This window comes from Staphylococcus sp. FSL H8-0121 (assembly GCF_038008425.1).
Taxonomy (GTDB): Bacteria; Bacillota; Bacilli; order Staphylococcales; family Staphylococcaceae; genus Staphylococcus; species Staphylococcus pasteuri.
Genome location: NZ_JBBOZB010000001.1, coordinates 208,796 through 227,951, shown reverse-complemented (window position 1 = coordinate 227,951; position 19,156 = coordinate 208,796). Strand labels below are relative to the sequence as shown.

16 protein-coding genes and 1 other RNA gene are annotated in these 19,156 nt (G+C 32.2%); 2 read left to right on the top strand and 15 right to left on the bottom strand.

What is annotated here, in order from left to right; translation table 11 throughout:
- Nucleotides 1-9 precede the first annotated feature (9 nt).
- The 7 genes from ruvX to LFT63_RS01145 all read right to left on the bottom strand — a co-directional run bounded on the left by ruvX (nt 10) and on the right by LFT63_RS01145 (nt 9,377).
- Complete coding sequence (gene ruvX / locus LFT63_RS01175; protein WP_046466759.1) at nt 10-435, bottom strand: Holliday junction resolvase RuvX; 426 nt, start codon at nt 433-435, stop codon at nt 10-12.
- Nucleotides 436-440: 5 nt separating this feature from the next.
- Nucleotides 441-701 (bottom strand): IreB family regulatory phosphoprotein, encoded by a 261-nt coding sequence (locus LFT63_RS01170; protein ID WP_017637080.1) that lies wholly within the window; start codon nt 699-701, stop codon nt 441-443.
- A gap of 61 nt (nt 702-762) precedes the next feature.
- Complete coding sequence (gene alaS / locus LFT63_RS01165) at nt 763-3,393, bottom strand: alanine--tRNA ligase (RefSeq protein ID WP_017637079.1); 2,631 nt, start codon at nt 3,391-3,393, stop codon at nt 763-765.
- Nucleotides 3,394-3,753: 360 nt separating this feature from the next.
- On the bottom strand, nt 3,754-6,225 hold the full coding sequence (recD2, locus tag LFT63_RS01160; protein ID WP_340767787.1) for an SF1B family DNA helicase RecD2: 2,472 nt from the start codon (nt 6,223-6,225) through the stop codon (nt 3,754-3,756).
- Nucleotide 6,226: 1 nt separating this feature from the next.
- The gene (locus LFT63_RS01155; protein ID WP_029055708.1) at nt 6,227-6,898 is read right to left on the bottom strand and encodes a tetratricopeptide repeat protein; all 672 of its coding nucleotides are present in this window, start codon (nt 6,896-6,898) and stop codon (nt 6,227-6,229) included.
- Nucleotides 6,899-7,116: 218 nt separating this feature from the next.
- A complete protein-coding gene (gene mnmA / locus LFT63_RS01150; RefSeq protein ID WP_340767786.1) occupies nt 7,117-8,235 on the bottom strand; it encodes a tRNA 2-thiouridine(34) synthase MnmA in 1,119 nt (372 codons plus the stop codon).
- A gap of 2 nt (nt 8,236-8,237) precedes the next feature.
- Nucleotides 8,238-9,377 (bottom strand): cysteine desulfurase family protein, encoded by a 1,140-nt coding sequence (locus tag LFT63_RS01145; protein ID WP_340767785.1) that lies wholly within the window; start codon nt 9,375-9,377, stop codon nt 8,238-8,240.
- Between the two features lie 271 nt (nt 9,378-9,648).
- On the opposite strand from LFT63_RS01145, the gene LFT63_RS01140 reads away from it, so the two are divergent.
- Nucleotides 9,649-10,656, top strand: coding sequence for an LLM class flavin-dependent oxidoreductase (locus tag LFT63_RS01140; RefSeq protein ID WP_177244143.1), 1,008 nt, complete (start codon nt 9,649-9,651; stop codon nt 10,654-10,656).
- 103 nt (nt 10,657-10,759) lie between these two features.
- On the opposite strand, the gene LFT63_RS01135 is transcribed toward LFT63_RS01140, so the two are convergent.
- Both LFT63_RS01135 and cymR read right to left on the bottom strand, forming a co-directional pair.
- Complete coding sequence (locus tag LFT63_RS01135) at nt 10,760-10,909, bottom strand: SAS049 family protein (RefSeq protein WP_002451815.1); 150 nt, start codon at nt 10,907-10,909, stop codon at nt 10,760-10,762.
- Between the two features lie 435 nt (nt 10,910-11,344).
- Nucleotides 11,345-11,767, bottom strand: coding sequence for a cysteine metabolism transcriptional regulator CymR (cymR, locus tag LFT63_RS01130; protein ID WP_017637073.1), 423 nt, complete (start codon nt 11,765-11,767; stop codon nt 11,345-11,347).
- An 83-nt stretch (nt 11,768-11,850) separates the two neighbouring features.
- Here cymR and LFT63_RS01125 point away from each other — a divergent pair, with 83 nt between their 5' ends.
- Nucleotides 11,851-13,122, top strand: a complete 1,272-nt coding sequence (locus LFT63_RS01125; protein WP_017637072.1) for a replication-associated recombination protein A — start codon at nt 11,851-11,853, stop codon at nt 13,120-13,122.
- A 78-nt stretch (nt 13,123-13,200) separates the two neighbouring features.
- Here the strand turns inward: LFT63_RS01125 and LFT63_RS01120 are convergent, their stop codons facing one another.
- From LFT63_RS01120 to dtd, 6 genes are all read right to left on the bottom strand, one after another.
- The gene (locus LFT63_RS01120; protein WP_017637071.1) at nt 13,201-13,977 is read right to left on the bottom strand and encodes a tRNA threonylcarbamoyladenosine dehydratase; all 777 of its coding nucleotides are present in this window, start codon (nt 13,975-13,977) and stop codon (nt 13,201-13,203) included.
- A 96-nt stretch (nt 13,978-14,073) separates the two neighbouring features.
- A non-coding RNA gene (gene ssrS / locus LFT63_RS01115) (6S RNA) lies at nt 14,074-14,264 on the bottom strand.
- Nucleotides 14,265-14,393: 129 nt separating this feature from the next.
- On the bottom strand, nt 14,394-16,160 hold the full coding sequence (gene aspS / locus LFT63_RS01110; RefSeq protein ID WP_017637070.1) for an aspartate--tRNA ligase: 1,767 nt from the start codon (nt 16,158-16,160) through the stop codon (nt 14,394-14,396).
- Nucleotides 16,161-16,175: 15 nt separating this feature from the next.
- Nucleotides 16,176-17,438, bottom strand: coding sequence for a histidine--tRNA ligase (gene hisS / locus LFT63_RS01105; protein ID WP_340767784.1), 1,263 nt, complete (start codon nt 17,436-17,438; stop codon nt 16,176-16,178).
- A 377-nt stretch (nt 17,439-17,815) separates the two neighbouring features.
- Nucleotides 17,816-18,691, bottom strand: a complete 876-nt coding sequence (locus LFT63_RS01100) for an N-acetylmuramoyl-L-alanine amidase (protein ID WP_017637068.1) — start codon at nt 18,689-18,691, stop codon at nt 17,816-17,818.
- Complete coding sequence (gene dtd / locus LFT63_RS01095) at nt 18,688-19,140, bottom strand: D-aminoacyl-tRNA deacylase (protein ID WP_017637067.1); 453 nt, start codon at nt 19,138-19,140, stop codon at nt 18,688-18,690. Before dtd ends, LFT63_RS01100 begins: the two co-directional genes overlap by 4 nt.
- Nucleotides 19,141-19,156: the final 16 nt, after the last annotated feature.

Below are 19,156 nucleotides of genomic sequence, written 5' to 3'. Positions count from 1 at the left end.
CTCCTTTTATTAAATAGAGTCTAGGTAGCCTTGTAATATAAATACGGCTGCCATTTTATCTATTACTTTTTTTCTTTTTTGTCTTGAAACATCTGCTTCTAGTAATGACTTTTCAGCTGCCATCGTGCTAAGTCTTTCATCCCACATGACAATCTCAATAGATGGTAATGCTTCTTGAAGTTTCTCTTTGTATTGTAACGAAGCCTCTCCACGAAATCCAATAGAATTGTTCATGTTTTTGGGCAAACCGATTACAACTGTACCGACATCATTTTTCTTGATGATTTCAACTAATTGTTCGATGCCTAATTCATTATTTTGTTCATCGATATGGAGTGTGTCTAAACCTTGAGCAGTCCAACCCATTAAATCACTAATCGCTATTCCTACTGTTTTACTACCTACGTCTAAACCAAGTATTTTATGCTTTAACATTGATACTATTCTTTAGACTCAGCTAAATAATTAGATACGAGTTCTTCCATAATCACATCTCTATCAATGTGACGAATTTGATTTCTAGCTTCATTTTGACGTGGAATATAAGCAGGATCACCTGATAATAAATATCCTACGATTTGATTTACTGCATTGTATCCGCGTTCTTCTAGTGTTCGGTGGACATTCTCTAATACTGATTTGACATCTTCTTCTGGAATATCTTCATATTTAAATTTCATTGTTTTATCAAAGTTTTCCATTTCGTCACTCCTTCAATTCATAAATTGATTCCATTTTATTCTACACGAACTGTAACTAAAATTACATATTTTTAATGTAATCTTTAATAAAGCGTAATGATTCTGTGATATTTTCAGGTTGAGTACCGCCACCTTGAGCCATATCTGGACGGCCACCACCTTTACCACCAACGATTGGTGCCATATTTTTAATGATGTCACCTGCTTTAATTTGATCTGTATGAGTTTTAGGAACTGTAGCTATAATAGAAACTTTACCATCTACATTACTTGCTAAGACGATAATAGTGTCTTGTAATTTTGATTTAAAGTCATCCATAGTTGAGCGAATTGCTTTAGCATTAGGTACTTCAACTTCTGTTGCCAATACTTTAAAACCATTTATTGTTTCTACTTGATCTTCGATATTACCCATTTTAAGATTTGTAATTTCTTTATCACGTTGTTCTAAACGTTTTAATAAGTTCTTTTCTTCTTCTTGTAATTGAGTAATTTTGTCTACAACTTGATCATCTGTTTTCACTTTAACTTGATCTTTAATAATATTGAATTGAGTTTGGATATGTTCTAAATATAAGAACGCTGATTTTCCTGTTAATGCTTCGATACGTCTAACACCTGCACCAGTACCAGATTCACTAACAATTTTGAATAAACCAATTTCAGCAGTATTGTCTACGTGAATACCACCACATAATTCTATTGAAAATGGTGCCATATTAACGACTCTTACAATATCACCATATTTTTCACCAAACAGTGCCATTGCACCCATTTCTTTAGCTTCATTAATTCCCATTTCTTGAATATGAACAGAAATACCTCTCCAGATTTCTTCATTGACACGTCTTTCAACCTGATCAATTTCATCTTGAGTCATTTGTCCAAAATGAGAGAAGTCGAATCTTAAACGGTCTGGTGCTACTAATGAACCTGCTTGGTTAACATGGTCACCTAAAACTTCTTTTAAAGCAGCGTGCAATAAGTGTGTGGCACTATGGTTTTTTTGGATAGAACGACGTTCATCTTTGTTCACACTAGCATCAACTTGTGCACCTTTTGTTACTTGACCAAATTGAATTTCACCTTTGTGTAAATTTTGACCATTAGGTGCCTTAGTAACTTCAGTCACTAAAATTTCAAAATGCTCATTACTAACAGTACCATTATCAGCTACTTGTCCACCACTCACTGCATAAAATGGTGTGTCTTTTAACATGAAGTAAATTGTTTCACCAGCATCTGCTTTTTCAACTTCTTCTCCATTTTCAATAAGGTGAATCAATTCTGTTTGATAATCTGTAGTATCATAACCAACAAAGTGACTTTCAGTAGTAATATTTTTTAATACTTCACTTTGAACTTGCATAGATTGTGAATTTTGGCGAGCTTGACGTGCTCTATCGCGTTGTTGTTGCATTTCTGCTTCAAATGTAGCCATATCAACAGTTAAACCTTCTTGAATTGCTAACTCTTCAGTAAGTTCAATTGGGAAGCCATACGTATCATATAATTTAAAAGCATCTTTACCATTAATTTCATTATTAGTTTCTTTGGCTTTACTAATAAATCCATTTAAAATTGAAAGACCTTCTTCAAGTGTTTCATGGAATCTTTCTTCTTCTGATTTGATAACGCGTTTAATAAAATCACTTTTATCTTTGACATTTGGATAATAAGGTTCCATGATATCCGCAACAATATCAACTAATTTATACATAAATGGCTCATTGATATCTAATGTTTGGCTAAATCTTACTGCTCTACGCAATAATCTACGTAATACATAGCCACGTCCTTCATTTGCTGGTAAAGCACCATCAGCAATTGCAAATGAAATAGTTCTAATATGGTCAGCTATAACTTTAAACGCTACATCTTGCTCATCTTTTTGAAGGTATTTTTTACCTGACACTTCTTCGACTTCATTAATTATTGGCATAAATAAATCTGTTTCATAATTTGTACGTACATTTTGTGAGATAGAAGTCATACGTTCTAATCCCATGCCGGTATCAATATTTTTATTTGGAAGTGGTGTATAAGTATGATCTTTATTATGATTAAATTCACTAAACACTAAATTCCACACTTCTAAATAGCGTTCGTTTTCTCCACCTGGATACATTTCCTCTTCTGGATCATCTTGGCCAAAATCATTACCGCGATCATAGAAAATTTCAGTATTAGGTCCAGAAGGTCCTTCACCAATATCCCAAAAGTTACCTTCTATACGAATAATTCGACTTTCTTCTAAGCCAATTTGTTCGTTCCAAATTTTATAAGCTTCTGTATCTTCTGGATGTATTGTGACGTATAATTTTTCTGGCTCCATACCCATCCATTTATCGCTTGTTAAAAATTCCCATGCAAATTCTATAGCTTCTTTCTTAAAATAGTCACCAATTGAGAAATTACCTAGCATTTCAAAGAAAGTATGGTGTCTTGCTGTGAAACCTACATTTTCAATATCATTCGTACGAATAGCCTTTTGTGAGTTAACAATTCTTGGTTTCTTAGGTGTTTCTCGACCATCGAAATATTTTTTTAAAGTTGCAACTCCAGAGTTAATCCAAAGTAAACTATCATCATCGATAGGTACTAATGGTGCAGATGGTTCAACCATATGACCTTTTTCAACAAAGAAGTCTAAATATTTTTGTCTAATTTCGCTTGCTTTTAAATTTTTCATCCACGTACACTCCCTATATTTAGTTCATACACATTTTTATTAAGTTTATATTGGACACTAGTGTTATAAGGTAAACAAAAAACGTTCATCCACAAAAGGGACGAACGTTGTCGCGGTACCACCCTAGTTATAAGTTATTACGGTTAGGATTAATACTGCATTTATTAGAATATGAATTTTAATCAATTATTCCATGCTAACCTTTACTTATCACTTTAGTCACATATTTAAATTGACACAAAGTAGCGTTCAACAATTTTAATTGTGCTTTCCACCAACCAGCACATCTCTTAAAATTCAAAATTGTTTACTCGTCTTTATGCGAACTTAAGTTTATTTTAATTTTATTGTTTTCAAATGTCAACGATTAGCGAAATCATACGGTGAAGTTTCTCCCATATTAATCATAGGATCAATTTGATATATTGTTTCTTCAGTTAATTCTATAGTCATAGCCTTGTCTGAATCATTTTCATCATTTTCATCTGAAACATCATCTTCATAATGTATACCTTGTGAATCATTTGACTCATTATTCTCTTCAGTTAAAGATAAATCATAGGATTTTTCTTCAGTAAAGTATTGTTTTAATAAAGTAAATAATTGCGTTAATCTTTTCTGACCGTTTGTGTTAAGACCGATATCAAACGCTTGGGGATCCCCTAGTAATACTAATGATTGTTTCGCTCTTGTTAAACCAGTATATAAAATAGGTCTTTGTAGCATTCTAAAATATTGTTTAACTATAGGCATAATCACGATTGGAAATTCTGAACCTTGAGATTTATGGATAGATGTACAGTATGCATGGGTTAATTCGAGCATATCCTGTCTTGTAAAAGTAATTTCATTTCCTTCAAAGTCTACGACTAGTACATCCTTATTTAAAGCATTTTCTTTTGCCCAGAAAATACCAAGAATTACGCCAATGTCCCCGTTAAAGATATTATCATTAGGACGATTAACTAATTGTAGAACTTTATCTCCTTTTCTAAAGACAACATCGCCAAATTCGATTTCTCTAGTATCTTTTTCTTTTGGATTTAGAATAGATTGTAATATTTGATTTAACCTTTTAATACCTGCATTACCTTTATACATTGGTGCTAGTACTTGAATATCACTCATGTCATATCCTTTATTTACCGCACTGTTTACGACTTTCTCAACTACATTAGGTATTTGTTCTGTACCACAATTAATAAAACTTCTGTCATGGAATCGTTGTGTAATATCAATTGGTTGTCCTAACTTCATGCGATGTGCCAATTCTATAATACTAGATCCATCTTGTTGTCTATATACCTCAGTTAAATTAACCCTTGGAATCGTATTTGAGTCTATTAAATCTTTAAAGACTTGTCCAGGTCCAACAGAAGGAAGTTGGTCTTCATCTCCTACAAGAATAATTTGAGCATCTAATGGCACTGCACTTAAAAATTGATGGAATAGCCAAGTATCAACCATTGACATTTCATCAATTATAATCAAACGCGCATTAATTTCATTTTCCAAAATATCTTCAGGTTGGGTATCTTGATTCCATCCAATCAATCTATGAATCGTCATGGCTTCTAATCCAGTAGATTCTTGTAATCTTTTTGAAGCTCTACCTGTTGGTGCTGCTAGTACAACTGGATAATCATCTTCTTGATAGTCATCGTAGTCTAAAGATATTCCGTGCACCTCTGCATATAATTCCACTATTCCTTTTATAACTGTTGTCTTCCCTGTTCCCGGTCCACCAGTTAGTAACATAATTTTAGAATTTATAGCCGTTTGTAATGCATCTTTTTGTGAAGCAGCATAGCTCACTTCATTATTTGTTTCGATATCACCTATATGTAATTGTAAATCAGATTGTTCTATTTCTTTTAATTTTGTAGTATGAGTTTTAATTCTATATAAGTTTTGAACACTTTTTAATTCTGAATAGTAAAGACTTGGAATCGATATTTTTTCTTTATCTACAATTAATCTTTTTTCTTCATTCAATTGTAATAACATTGTTTGTAAATGCTCATGATTAATTTGGTTATCATCATTATTATTATTTTGTGTTAAAACATTAAAAGTTGCTGCAATAATTTGATCATTAGGTATATAAGTATGTCCTTGTTTAATACATTCTTCCTCTAACGTAAATAATAAACCTGCTTTTAAACGTTCAGGGTCATCAAATTTAATTCCTATTTTTTGTGCTAATTGATCAGCTTTACTAAAGCCAATACCTTTAATATCATAGACAAGTTGATATGGATTTTTATCTAATACACTTAACGTTTCTGCACCGTAATATTGATAAATAGAACTAGCTAATTTTGGACCAAAACCTAAATCATGTAATCTAATCATGACTTTTTCAGATTCTTGATTAGAAGCAATTTGTTCTGCAATTTGCTTTTGTTTTTTCTTAGGCAAGCTAGGTACTTTTTCGAGAACACTAGCGTCGTTTAAAATATCATTAATCGCATTTTCTCCTAAAGTATTTACGATGTTTTGTGCTGTTTTTTTACCTATTCCTTTAAATAAATCACTTGATAAATAACTGATGATTGCATCTTTAGTTTGTGGTAATTCTTTTTCAAATGTTTCGGCTTTTAATTGTTTACCATATCTTGGATGCTCAACAGTTTGTCCTTTAAATGTATATACATCACCTTCAACAACATTAGGAAGAAACCCTACCACTGTTGGCATTGTATCAAATGATTCGTTTGTCTCAATGGTATCCACTTTTAAAACTGTATAGTAATTATCACTATTTTGAAACAAAATCGCTTCTACAGTGCCTTTTATCATTGAATAATCAAATAGTGTAGGGTCAGTCATATTACTCCTCCTCTTCTTGCATAGTTGAAAATGTTTTTAAAGCATGTTGACTTAGTAAATGTTCTGGATCAATCTCAACTGCTTGCTTAAAATATGCTATCGCTTCATTTATATCTTCATTCTTCATGTAAGCAGCCAGTCCAAGATTGTAAATCGCATCTACATGTGATGAATCCAATGACAACACATAGTTTAATTGTGTTATTGCAGCATCAAACATTTCTAGCTGACACAATACTAAACCATATTGAAACTGTACTTCTATATCATGTTGTTGATCTTTTTCAGCTGCTGTCATTAAAAATGGTAATGCTTCTTTATGCGCATTTAATTGATTAAAAGCCATTCCAATCATATAGTTACAATCTACAGGTTCCACATCATATTTCATAGCTTGTTGGTATAACTTTATCGCTTCATTATATCTACCTTGATTGTAATATAAGTTTCCTAAATTATAATATATTGCTCCATTTTCTGAATCAATCGTTATTGCTTTTTGAAAAAATCGCTCAGATTTCTCAATTTCACCAACATCTGCCAATACAATACCAGCATTAATATAATTTTCAGTAATTGATGGATCTTCTTCTATATTATCAAACAAAGCTTTTAAAGCTTCTTCTAATTGGCCTTCTTTGATAAATTGATATATCGTTTTTTGATCTATCATATTTAAAATTACATCTCCTTAATTCTTAAATAATGATATAGGTATTATATGATTTCATTTCAAGTTCAAACTTTTATTTTAATCATATTTTACCACTTTATGTATTTTTATTTAAAATGAATTTGTCATGTTCTCCAATGGTTGGATACTACCACAATCATTCATATTAAAAAGCCATTAATTCAAAGAAACATTTCTATGAATTAATGGCTGATTTTTTACACAACATAACTTAATTGACCTGATGTTTTATACACATCATCAATTGTTGCACCACCAAGACAAACCTCTTCATTATAAAATACAACCGCTTGACCAGGTGTGATAGCTCTAACTGGTTCATTGAAAGTTACTCTAATAGCTTCGTCATTTTCACGTTGTACAAATACTTTTGTATCTTTTTGACGGTATCTAAATTTAGCAGTACAGTAAAATCCTTGTTCTAAATCAATTTCATTTTCATTAACAAATGAAACATCTGAAGCAATTAAATAGTCACTGTATAATGCCTCATGATGGAATCCTTGCTCTACATAAAGGACATTATCTTCTAAATTTTTACCGACTACAAACCAAGGATCACCGTCTCCACCGATACCCAAACCATGTCGTTGACCGATAGTGTAGTACATTAATCCACTATGTGTACCCATTTTTTTACCATCTAATGTCACCATATCACCTGATTGAGCTGGCAAATATTGTGATAAGAATGTTTTGAAGTTTCTTTCACCTATAAAACAAATTCCTGTAGAATCTTTCTTTTTAGCTGTTGCTAAGTTTTGTTCTTCAGCAATTTCACGCACACGTTTTTTCTCAATATCACCTATTGGGAACATTACTTTTGAAAGCTGTTGCTGTGAAAGTTGATTTAAGAAATAAGTTTGATCTTTATTATTATCAACGCCTCTTAACATTTCAACATGTCCATCGTCATGTCTTCTTATTCTTGCATAATGACCTGTTGCTACATAATCTGCACCTAATTTCAGTGCATGTTCTAGAAAGGCTTTGAATTTAATTTCTTTATTACACATAACGTCAGGATTTGGTGTACGCCCTTTTTTATATTCATCTAAAAAGTAGGTGAACACTTTATCCCAATACTCTTGTTCAAAGTTAACTGCATAATATGGAATGCCAATTTGGTTACAAACTTCAATGACATCATTATAATCTTCTGTTGCAGTACATACACCATTTTCATCGGTATCGTCCCAATTTTTCATGAAAATACCTATAACATCATAGCCTTGTTCTTTTAACAGAGATGCTGTTACTGAACTATCTACGCCACCAGACATACCAACGACTACGCGATTATCTTTATTTGTCACTACTATTCCTCCTTAAATTTATGGTATATTTTATGAATTTCTGCAACTATATATTTGACTTCTTGTTCGGTAGTAATTTCGTTAAAGCTAAATCTTACAGAATGTTTAGCACGTTCTTCATCTTCGTACATTGCAGCTAATACATGTGACGGAGTAGTTGAACCTGCTGTACAAGCTGAGCCAGATGATACATAAATCTGACTTAAGTCTAATAAAGTTAACATTGTTTCAACATCAATAAATGGAAAATATAAATTTATAATATGACCTGTTGTATCTACCATTGAACCATTAAGTTCAAATGGAATAGCACGTTCTTGTAAGCTAACTAAAAATAATTCTTTTAAATTCATTAAATGAATATTATTTTCATCTCTATGTTGTTCAGCAAGTTCAATTGCTTTTGCAAAGCCGACAATTTGCGCTAAGTTTTCTGTACCAGCACGACGTTTAGTTTCTTGTTCTCCTCCAAGTTGACTATACTGTATCGGAGTATTCTCTCTAACTAATAGCGCACCAACACCTTTAGGTCCACCAAATTTATGACCAGTGACACTCATTGTATCAAATTTAAAATCGTCAAAATTAATATCTAAATGACCGATTGCTTGAACTGCATCTACATGGAATAATGCATTTGTAGCTGTAACAATATCTTCTATATCATACATTTGTTGAACAGTACCTACTTCGTTGTTAACAAACATGATAGACACTAGAATTGTCTTATCTGTAATCACTTCTTCTAATTGATCTAAATCTATTGCACCAGTATCATCAACGTCTAAATATGTTACGTCATATCCTTCTCGTTCTAATTGTTCAAATACATTTAGTACGGAGTGATGCTCAATTTTTGTTGTAATTAAATGATTACCAATGTGCTCATTAGCTTTTACTAGCCCTTTTATTGCAGTATTATTAGATTCCGTTGCACCACTAGTAAAAATCACTTCGTTAGCTTTTGCACCTAAACATTGTGCTACTGTTCGGCGAGACTCATCTAAATATTTACGGGCATCTCTACCAATTGAATGAATAGAAGATGGATTCCCATAATGAGTTTGATATATGTTCATCATAGAATCTACTACTTCAGGTTTAACTGGGGTTGTTGCAGCATAATCTGCATATACTTCCATGTTTTGACACTCCTCACAAAATTATCAATGTTCCTATAATAGCACCTAGAAAACTATTTTTCTACCTATCTGTTTGATTAATAGTTACTTTAATTTTAACATTATCCATAATTAGTTGAAATTATTATTACGTATACTACCCATGATATTTATGAATCATTAATATTCTATTTTTCAATCAAAATCAAGAGACTAAAATACATATGAGCAGTTTATTATTTTAATCAAATAAACATTGTTATACTTCATATACTATTTTTACTATGGAGGCATGATCAATTTGAATAACTTAAAGGTTTCCGCATTAAACCTTGTCCCTATCAGAGAAGGACAAGAAGATAGAGAAGCTTTAAATGATATGATTTCATTGGCACAACAATTGGAAGATTTTGGTTATGAACGCTATTGGATAGCAGAACATCATAACGCACCAAATTTAGTAAGTTCTGCCACAGCATTATTAATCCAACATACTTTAGAGCATACTCAATCTATAAAAGTTGGTTCTGGTGGCATTATGTTACCTAACCATGCACCACTCATAGTCGCAGAACAATTTGGTACGATGGCTACTTTATTTCCAAATCGAGTTGATTTAGGTTTAGGTAGAGCGCCGGGTACTGATATGATGACAGCAAGTGCGCTACGTCGAGACCAACATAATGGCGTATATCAATTTCCAGAAGAAGTCGATCAATTACAAACATATTTTGGTCCAGCAAATCAACAAGCATATGTACGTGCTTATCCAGCAGTTAATAAAAATGTCCCTCTTTATATACTTGGATCATCTACTGATTCTGCACATGTTGCAGCTAGAAGAGGATTACCTTATGTATTTGCAGGTCATTTTGCACCACAACAGATGAAAGAAGCTATTGAAATTTATAAAGAATTGTTTGAACCATCTGATGTATTAAGTGAACCTTATGTCATTATAGGATTAAACGTAATTATAGGTGATACTGATGAAGAAGCTGAGTATCTAGCTACTTCAATGGCTCAGGTTATGGTTAGTATTACGAGAGGTAAAATGCAACCTGTTCAACCACCAACAAATGAATTAGATCAAATTTTAACACCAAGAGAATTAGAAATGGCCAAACAAAGAATTAAATCCTCTTTAATTGGGTCTGAAAGCACAGTTAAACAAAAACTTAAAGATTTCATTGATTACTATGGAGATATTGATGAAATTATGGGTGTAAGTTATATTTACGATCAACAAAAACAATATGATTCATATCAAAAATTCAAACATATTATTGATGCAATGTAATATAAATTCATAAGGAGTAAGGCATTTTAGATTTGCCTTACTCCTTTTTTCTATAAAAAAAGAGATAGCATTGAATGCTATCTCTAAAAAATATTTTAAACGATTATTTATCGTCTTTGTCTTCTTTTTTATCTTTGTCACCTTTACCAGTATCAGTATACTCGTTAATAGTGTCTTTCGCTTTGTTTACTTGCTCATTATCACTGTTTTTGAATTTTTCTGCTGCGTCTTTTGCTTTATCCATGAATCCCATAAATAAAAGCTCCTTTCGATTTTGAACAAATTTGTATTTTGTTAAAAGTTTAATTTTAACTTAAATACATCTTATATGTTGTTAATTTAATTAATTCAACAACTTATGTGATGTATATTCCATAAATACCACTTGTTTATAGAACTAAACATATAAAACCAAAAAATTTATATTTTTTTAGATTTTGGTTCGAAAGATAAGACTTATTATATAAGAAACTCAGATTATACATTTTGTTTCTTATAAGTAACATTCGGATTATAGAGTATAGGTAATCACTGTTTCATGTATGTTTTTGAAAAATTCTTTGGTGGGTCCCTTGCCCTTCTTGCTTTGCTCGTTGAAATTGGTTTTACCAATTTCTTTGTGAAGGGTCCCTTGCCCAGCTGGCTTTGCTTGTTGAAACTGACACGTCAGTTTCTCTCTGCTGGGTCCCTATATATAAAACATATAACCGTCGAGGTTTTGGTCGGTTTCTTTGTATTCCGCTAGGTATTGAAGTGTTGTATTATCTAATACGTCACGAACTGCATCTCTCATTCTGATCCATAATTGTTTTTGTGCTGGTGGTTCTGATTCAATACTTTCCACAAAAGTAATAGGCCCTTCTAGCAATCTGATTATATCACCAGCTGTAATTTCTTCTGATGGTAGTCTTAATTGATAACCACCTTTAGCACCACGAACGCTTCGAATTAATCCAGCATTTCTTAAGGGTCCCACAAGTTGTTCTAAATATAAATCACTTAAATTATTTTCTTCCGCAATGGTTTTTAATGATACACACCCTTGTCCTTCTCTTTTAGCAAGAGAAATCATTAAAGTTAAACCATATCTCCCTTTTGTTGATATTTTCATTGTATAACCTCACTTAATTCGAATTATTTATTCCCATTTTACCATTTTTTACGTTAAGATTATATTAGAAAGGTGTGACAAATGTGAATACTGAACCTTTAGCGTCTAGGATGAGACCTACTAATATAGATGAAATTATATCACAACAACATTTAGTTGGACCAACAGGTATCATAAGAAGGATGGTTGATACTAAACGACTTTCTTCAATGATTTTTTATGGTCCTCCTGGAATAGGAAAAACAAGTATTGCTAAAGCTATTGCCGGTAGTACTCAATATAAATTTAGACAATTAAATGCTGTAACAAACACTAAAAAAGATATGCAAATGGTTGTTGATGAAGCAAAAATGTCTGGACAAGTGATTTTGTTATTAGATGAAATCCATCGTTTAGATAAAGCAAAACAAGATTTTCTATTACCTCATTTAGAAAATGGGAAAATTGTCTTGATTGGTGCTACAACTTCAAATCCATATCATGCCATCAATCCAGCAATACGTTCTAGAGCTCAAATTTTTGAACTTTATCCATTGAACGATGATGATGTTCATATCGCTTTGAATAGAGCGTTAGAAGATAAAGAGAGAGGCCTTAAGTCTTATTCTCCTATTGTAGATGAGGATGCAATGACATACTTTTCAACTCAGAGTCAAGGCGATGTTAGAAGTGCATTAAATGCATTAGAATTAGCGGTTTTAAGTGCTTCTGAAAAAGACGGATCACGTCATATAACTTTGCAAGATGCTAAAGATTGTTTACAAAAAGGTGCATTTGTAAGTGATAAAGATGGCGATATGCACTATGATGTTATGAGTGCATTTCAAAAATCTATTCGGGGTAGTGATGTCAATGCGGCATTACATTATCTAGCACGTCTTATTGAAGCTGGTGATTTACCAACAATTGTAAGACGACTTTTAGTTATAAGTTATGAAGATGTAGGACTTGCTTCACCTAATGCGGGTCACCGAACATTAGCTGCAATTCAATCAGCTGAACGTTTAGGTTTTCCTGAAGCAAGAATACCATTAAGCCAAGCTGTGATTGAATTATGTTTATCACCTAAATCTAACTCAGGTATATCTGCAATTGATAAAGCATTAAGTGATATTAGACAAGGTAAAGTAGGTCAAATCCCCGATTACTTAAAAGATGGTCATTATGCTGGTGCAAAAGAATTAGGACGTGCAACTGGATACAAATATCCGCACAATTATGAAAACGGTCATGTTGTACAACAGTATTTACCTGATATACTTAAAAATCGAATTTATTATGAACCTAAAACTACCTCTAAAAGCGAACAACAATTTAAAGCCATTTATGAAAATTTATTGAATCAGTCAAAATAAACAAAAAAGATAGCTCTTCTTCAACGTATTAATTACGTATGAATGAGCTATCTTTTTATTTTATACCTAATACGATTATTAGTATTGTCCTTTATCTTTAATACGTCTCAATGGAATATCTTTTAAAATATCGTTAATAACGTAGCTTGAACATATTAACCCAACGACACTAGGTACATATGCATTTGATGATGGTGGCATTTGCCCTTTTCTATTAATTGCATTTTTATCGCCAACTGTTTCTTTTACATCTTCACGTATAACTATCGGACTTTCATCTGAAAAGACGACTTTAATTCCACTACGAATCCCAAGTCGTTTTAATCTATTTCTAATTACCTTTGCCATTGGATCAGTATGTGTCTTAGAAATATCTGCTATTTGGAAACGAGTTGGATCAATTTTATTAGCCGCACCCATGCTGGAAATCATGTCGATACCTCTTTCAAGGCACTCTTTCATTAAATGTACTTTATAAATAATTGTATCACTCGCATCAATAAAGTAATCTATATCATAATTATTAAAAATCTCTTCATAAGTTTCTTCAGTGTAGAACATATGTAGTGAAGTTACCTTACAGTCTGGATTAATTTGCTTAATTCGTTCTTCCATAAGTGTTACTTTACTTTGTCCAATTGTAGATGTAAGTGCATGAATTTGACGATTGACATTTGTAATATCAACATCATCTTTATCAATTAAAATGATATGACCAATATTTGTTCTGGCTAATGCTTCAGCAGCGAAAGACCCTACTCCACCAACGCCTAATACGGCTACTGTTTTACTTTTTAATAATTCAAGTCCTTCTTGTCCTACAGCTAATTCATTTCTAGAAAATTGATGTTTCATTTTAATCTCCTTTAACTAAACAATCTACTTTTATGTTATGTATATATTATTTTAATTTAAAAATAAAAATACGCAAGACCTAAGTCTTGCGTACCGATAGAGTCCGTAGATGCCGTAGTTATAAATAGCTTGATCATTCGGCCTGTTTTATACAGGTGGGTGCCCTGTTTCATGTTTTGCAAGTCCTCCAAATGAGGCGTGTGCGCTGCATGAAAACCTATTGGGCTCCCTGATCAAAGAGTGTTAGGCCCAAATAAAAAGCAAACTTACGAACATCACAGATGACTATCTTATGTCATTATATTACCACAAATCTCATGATAAAGGAATTAATCAACTTCGTATTTTTTTAATCATTTTTGTTAAGTCAATAATTAGACATAAACGATAAATGATAAATCTTAATAGTTTATCAATTAATGTCTAATACGTAGTGATAATTCTTCTAATTGTTTATCTGACACTTCTCCCGGAGCATCTGTTAATAAACAAGTAGCTGACGCTGTTTTAGGGAAAGCAATTGTATCTCTAAGATTAGTTCTATTAGTTAATAGCATAACTAATCTATCTAAACCTAACGCAATACCGCCATGTGGTGGTGCACCATATTTGAATGCATCAAGTAAGAAACCAAATTGTTCTTGCGCTTGTTCTTTGGTAAATCCTAATACTTCAAACATTTTTTCTTGTAATTCACCGTTGTGAATTCTAATAGAACCTCCGCCTAATTCATATCCATTTAATACAATATCATATGCATTAGCTTGGGCATTTTCAGGTTCAGAATCTAATTTATCAATATCTTCTTTCTTAGGTGATGTGAATGGATGATGCGCTGCTACATAACGTTTGCTTTCATCATCATATTCTAATAATGGCCAATCAGTTACCCATAAGAAGTTTAATTTCGTTTCATCAATCAAGCCTAATTCTTTTGCAAGTTTAATACGTAATGCACCTAAACTTTGTGCTACCACTTCAGGTTTGTCAGCTACAAACATAACTAGGTCTCCAGCTTCTGCATCAGTAAGTGATTTTAATAATTCAGCATCTTTGTCTTCAAAGAAACGTGCAATAGGTCCTGTTAAACCTTCTTCCGTTACTTTAACCCAAGCTAATCCTTTAGCACCGTATATGTTAACAAACTCTGTTAATGCATCCATATCTTTACGAGTATATTGTTCTGCAGCACCTTTAGCTACAATAGATTTTATTTCTCCATTGTTTTCAACTGTATCTTTAAATACTTTAAAGTCCATTTCATGACCTAATTGTGAAACATTAATTAATTCCATATCAAAACGTGTATCAGGTTTATCTGATCCATAACGATTCATCGCTTCTTCATAAGTCATGCGTGGGAATGGGCCTTCAACATCAATACCTTTAACATCTTTTACGACTTTACGTAACATTTCTTCACCCATAGCCATAACATCTTCTTGATCAACAAAACTCATTTCTATATCGACTTGAGTGAACTCAGGTTGACGGTCAGCACGTAAATCTTCATCACGGAAACATTTTACGATTTGATAATATTTGTCAAAACCACTAATCATTAATAATTGTTTAAATAGCTGTGGTGATTGTGGTAATGCATAAAATTCACCATCATGTACACGAGAAGGTACTAAATAGTCTCTTGCACCTTCTGGCGTTGATTTTGTTAAAACTGGTGTTTCAATATCATAGAATCCACTTTCATCTAGGTATTGACGAATTGAACGTGTTGTTTGATGTCTCATTTTAAAAGTTTGTGCTAGTTCTTGTCGACGTAAATCTAAATATCTATATTTTAATCTTATATTTTCATCTACATTTGTATTTTCTTCATTAATTGAAAATGGTGGTGTTTCAGATTTATTGATAATTTCAATATTTTCAACCTGCACTTCCACTTGACCTGTTTTTATTTTAGGGTTTACTGTTTCAGCATCACGTTTAGTAACTACACCTTGTACTTCTACGATATATTCTGATCTAACAGTTTCTGCAATATTTAATGCTTCTTGAGAAAAGTCTGGATTAAACACAATTTGTACTATACCTTCTCTATCTCTTAAATCAATAAAAATTAATCCACCTAAGTCACGTCTGTTATGAACCCATCCCTTTAAAGTTACTTTTTCGTTTAATAAGTTCTCTGTAACTAATCCACAATATGTTGTTCGCTTACTCATTTTAAAACTCCCTTTCTATTTATGAAAATAATCAACAATTTGATCTAATTGTATTGATTCAGATTCACCGGTTTCCATATTTTTAATATCAATTTGATTGTTTTCTAATTCTTGATCACCAATTACAATAGTATATTTCGCATTTAATCGGTCAGCTTGTTTCATTTGTCCTTTAATTTTTCTGTTCATATAATCTTTATCTGCTTTAACACCATTTTTACGTAGCTGATTAAGTAACTTAACTGCATATCGATCTGCAGCTTCTCCCATAGTTACTACAAATAAATCAAATTCATTTTCAAAATCTAGTTCAATGCCTTCTTCTTCCAATGCTAGAAGTAATCTTTCAATACTTAATGCAAAGCCAATACCTGTTTGACTTGGTCCACCTAATAATTCAAGAAGACCATTATAACGTCCGCCACCACAAAGCGTTGTAATTGCACCGTCATAATTAGGGTTATCCATCATCAATTCAAATGCTGTATGAGTATAATAATCTAATCCACGTACTAAATTAGGATCTTCTACGTAAGGAATACCTAAATCATCTAAATGTTTTTTTACTTGCTCATAATATGCTTTAGAATCCTCGTTTAAAAAATCAGTAATACGTGGAGCATTTTTAACTGCCTCTTTGTCTCTATCAACTTTACAATCCAATATTCTCATTGGATTAGAGTGTAATCGTGATTGACAATCTTGACAAAAGTCACCGATAACTGGTTCGAAATGTTTTACTAACGCTTCGTTATATTCTTTACGAGAATCACTATCACCAATACTATTAATCGCTAACTTCAAATGTTTTAAACCAAAAGATTCATATATATGCATAACCATCGCTAATACTTCAGCATCAATACTTGGATTTTCTGAACCAATTGCCTCAACACCAAATTGGTTAAATTGACGATAACGACCTTTTTGTTTACGTTCATATCGGAACATTGGACCATTATAATATAACTTCACAGGTTGATTTGGGTTACCTTGCATTTTATGTTCAATATAAGAACGAACTACACCAGCTGTCCCTTCAGGTCTTAATGTAATGCTACGGTCACCTTTATCTTTAAATGTGTACATTTCTTTTTGAACGACGTCAGTAGAATCTCCCACACCTCTAGCAAAAAGTTCAGTGCTTTCAAAAATAGGCGTTCTAATTTCTTGATAGTTGTATAGTTCCATTAATTGATCAAGTTTGTTCTCAATATAACGCCATTTGATTGAATCTTCTGGTAATATATCTTGTGTTCCTCTTGGAATTTTAATCATATTTTATCTCCTTTACTAATACTGAGCACGTTTATTTCGTTATAAATTTAAAAAATTAAATAAAAAAGCCCTTGCATAGTATTTAATACTACACAAGGGACGAATATCCGTGTTGCCACCCTAATTGATTTAGACATAATTGTCTCAAATCCACTCAAAACGTTTAACGTACGTTACCCGGCTTTACTTTGGAATAAAGCACCTCTTCTTGTGTTCAAAGTCATAAACTACTCAGTGTAACCTTTCAGCCTTATGGGTTACATTTCTACGTATATATTTATATACTACCTCTTTTGTTTATTCTTTCAAGAATACAATTGGTTTATTATTTATAATTCAATTATTATGATAACGAGTTTTCTAATGATTTGCAAGTTCTATGATGAGAAATATTGTTTTAGACCGTCAACAACTGCTTCTTCAACAATTTGTCTATGTAACTTATCTCTAACCATAACTTCATCTGTTGGATTGCTAATATAACCTAATTCTAACAATACTGCAGGAATATTCGTTTGTCTTAATACTTGATAGTTTTGTTGCCTTGCTTCTTTATTTGTAAGGAGGGATTTCTTTTGGATGCTACTACTAAGTGTTTGGGCTAGTGATTCTTGGTTATCTTGTAACCAATATACAGTTACACCGTTAGCGTTTGGGGAATCTAGCGAGTCATTATGTATGCTTATAAAAGCGTCTCCTTTGATATTCCTATCATCCAAAGACACATATGTATCATCAGAACGTGTCATTTTTACATGAGCACCTTCTTTTTCAAGTAATGCTTTTAACTCTTTTGCAGTTTTTAATGTATATACTTTTTCTAAACTTTTTGAGGAAGTATTACTTGAAGCTCCCTGATCACGTCCACCGTGACCAGGGTCAAGTACAATCGTTTTCCCTTTTAATGGATTAGATTTTTTAGAATTATCGGCATGGATATTTAAGTTAGTATGCCAACCAGCAACCCAACCTTTTTTGTCTCCAGCTTTATTCTTCACTTCAATCCATTTCCCAGATTTACCTATCTTTTCAAAGGTATCGCCTTTTTCAATTTTATAGATAACAGGATAAGCAGCATTTGGTCCTGTTCTCAACTCTGCGCTTTCAGTAATAGATATTGTGCCATTATCTTCATCATTATAATTTAAGAACATAAATAATAATATTAGAAACAACACAAAACAAATGACAACAATAAATGTAAGGCGATTATTTTGCCAACTTTTAGTTAACCATTTACTCAAGTTGTTCATATTACTTTGCCATCCTGACTCTCATAAATGATTGTAACAGGACCATCATTATGAATTTCTACATTCATATGTGTTCCAAATTCACCTGTTTTCACATTTAATCCATATGATCTTAATGCCTCATTGAACGATTCATATAATTCATTTGCTTCATCAGGTGATTTAGAATTTGAAAAGCCAGGTCGATTACCTTTTTTCACATCAGCATATAAAGTGAATTGTGAAATAGATAATATTTCTCCTTCAATTTGTTGAATATTAAAATTCAGTTTGTCATTTTCATCTTCAAATAATCTAGCATTCGCAATCTTCTTGGCAACTGCTTGCACATCAGCTTCTGTTGATGATTTACCAACACCTACTAATAAGCAATAACCCTTTTTAATAGAATTGTGAATGTTGTCATTTGATACAGAAGCTTCTGAAACTCTTTGTACAACTACTCTCATTTTTCTTTGCACCTCT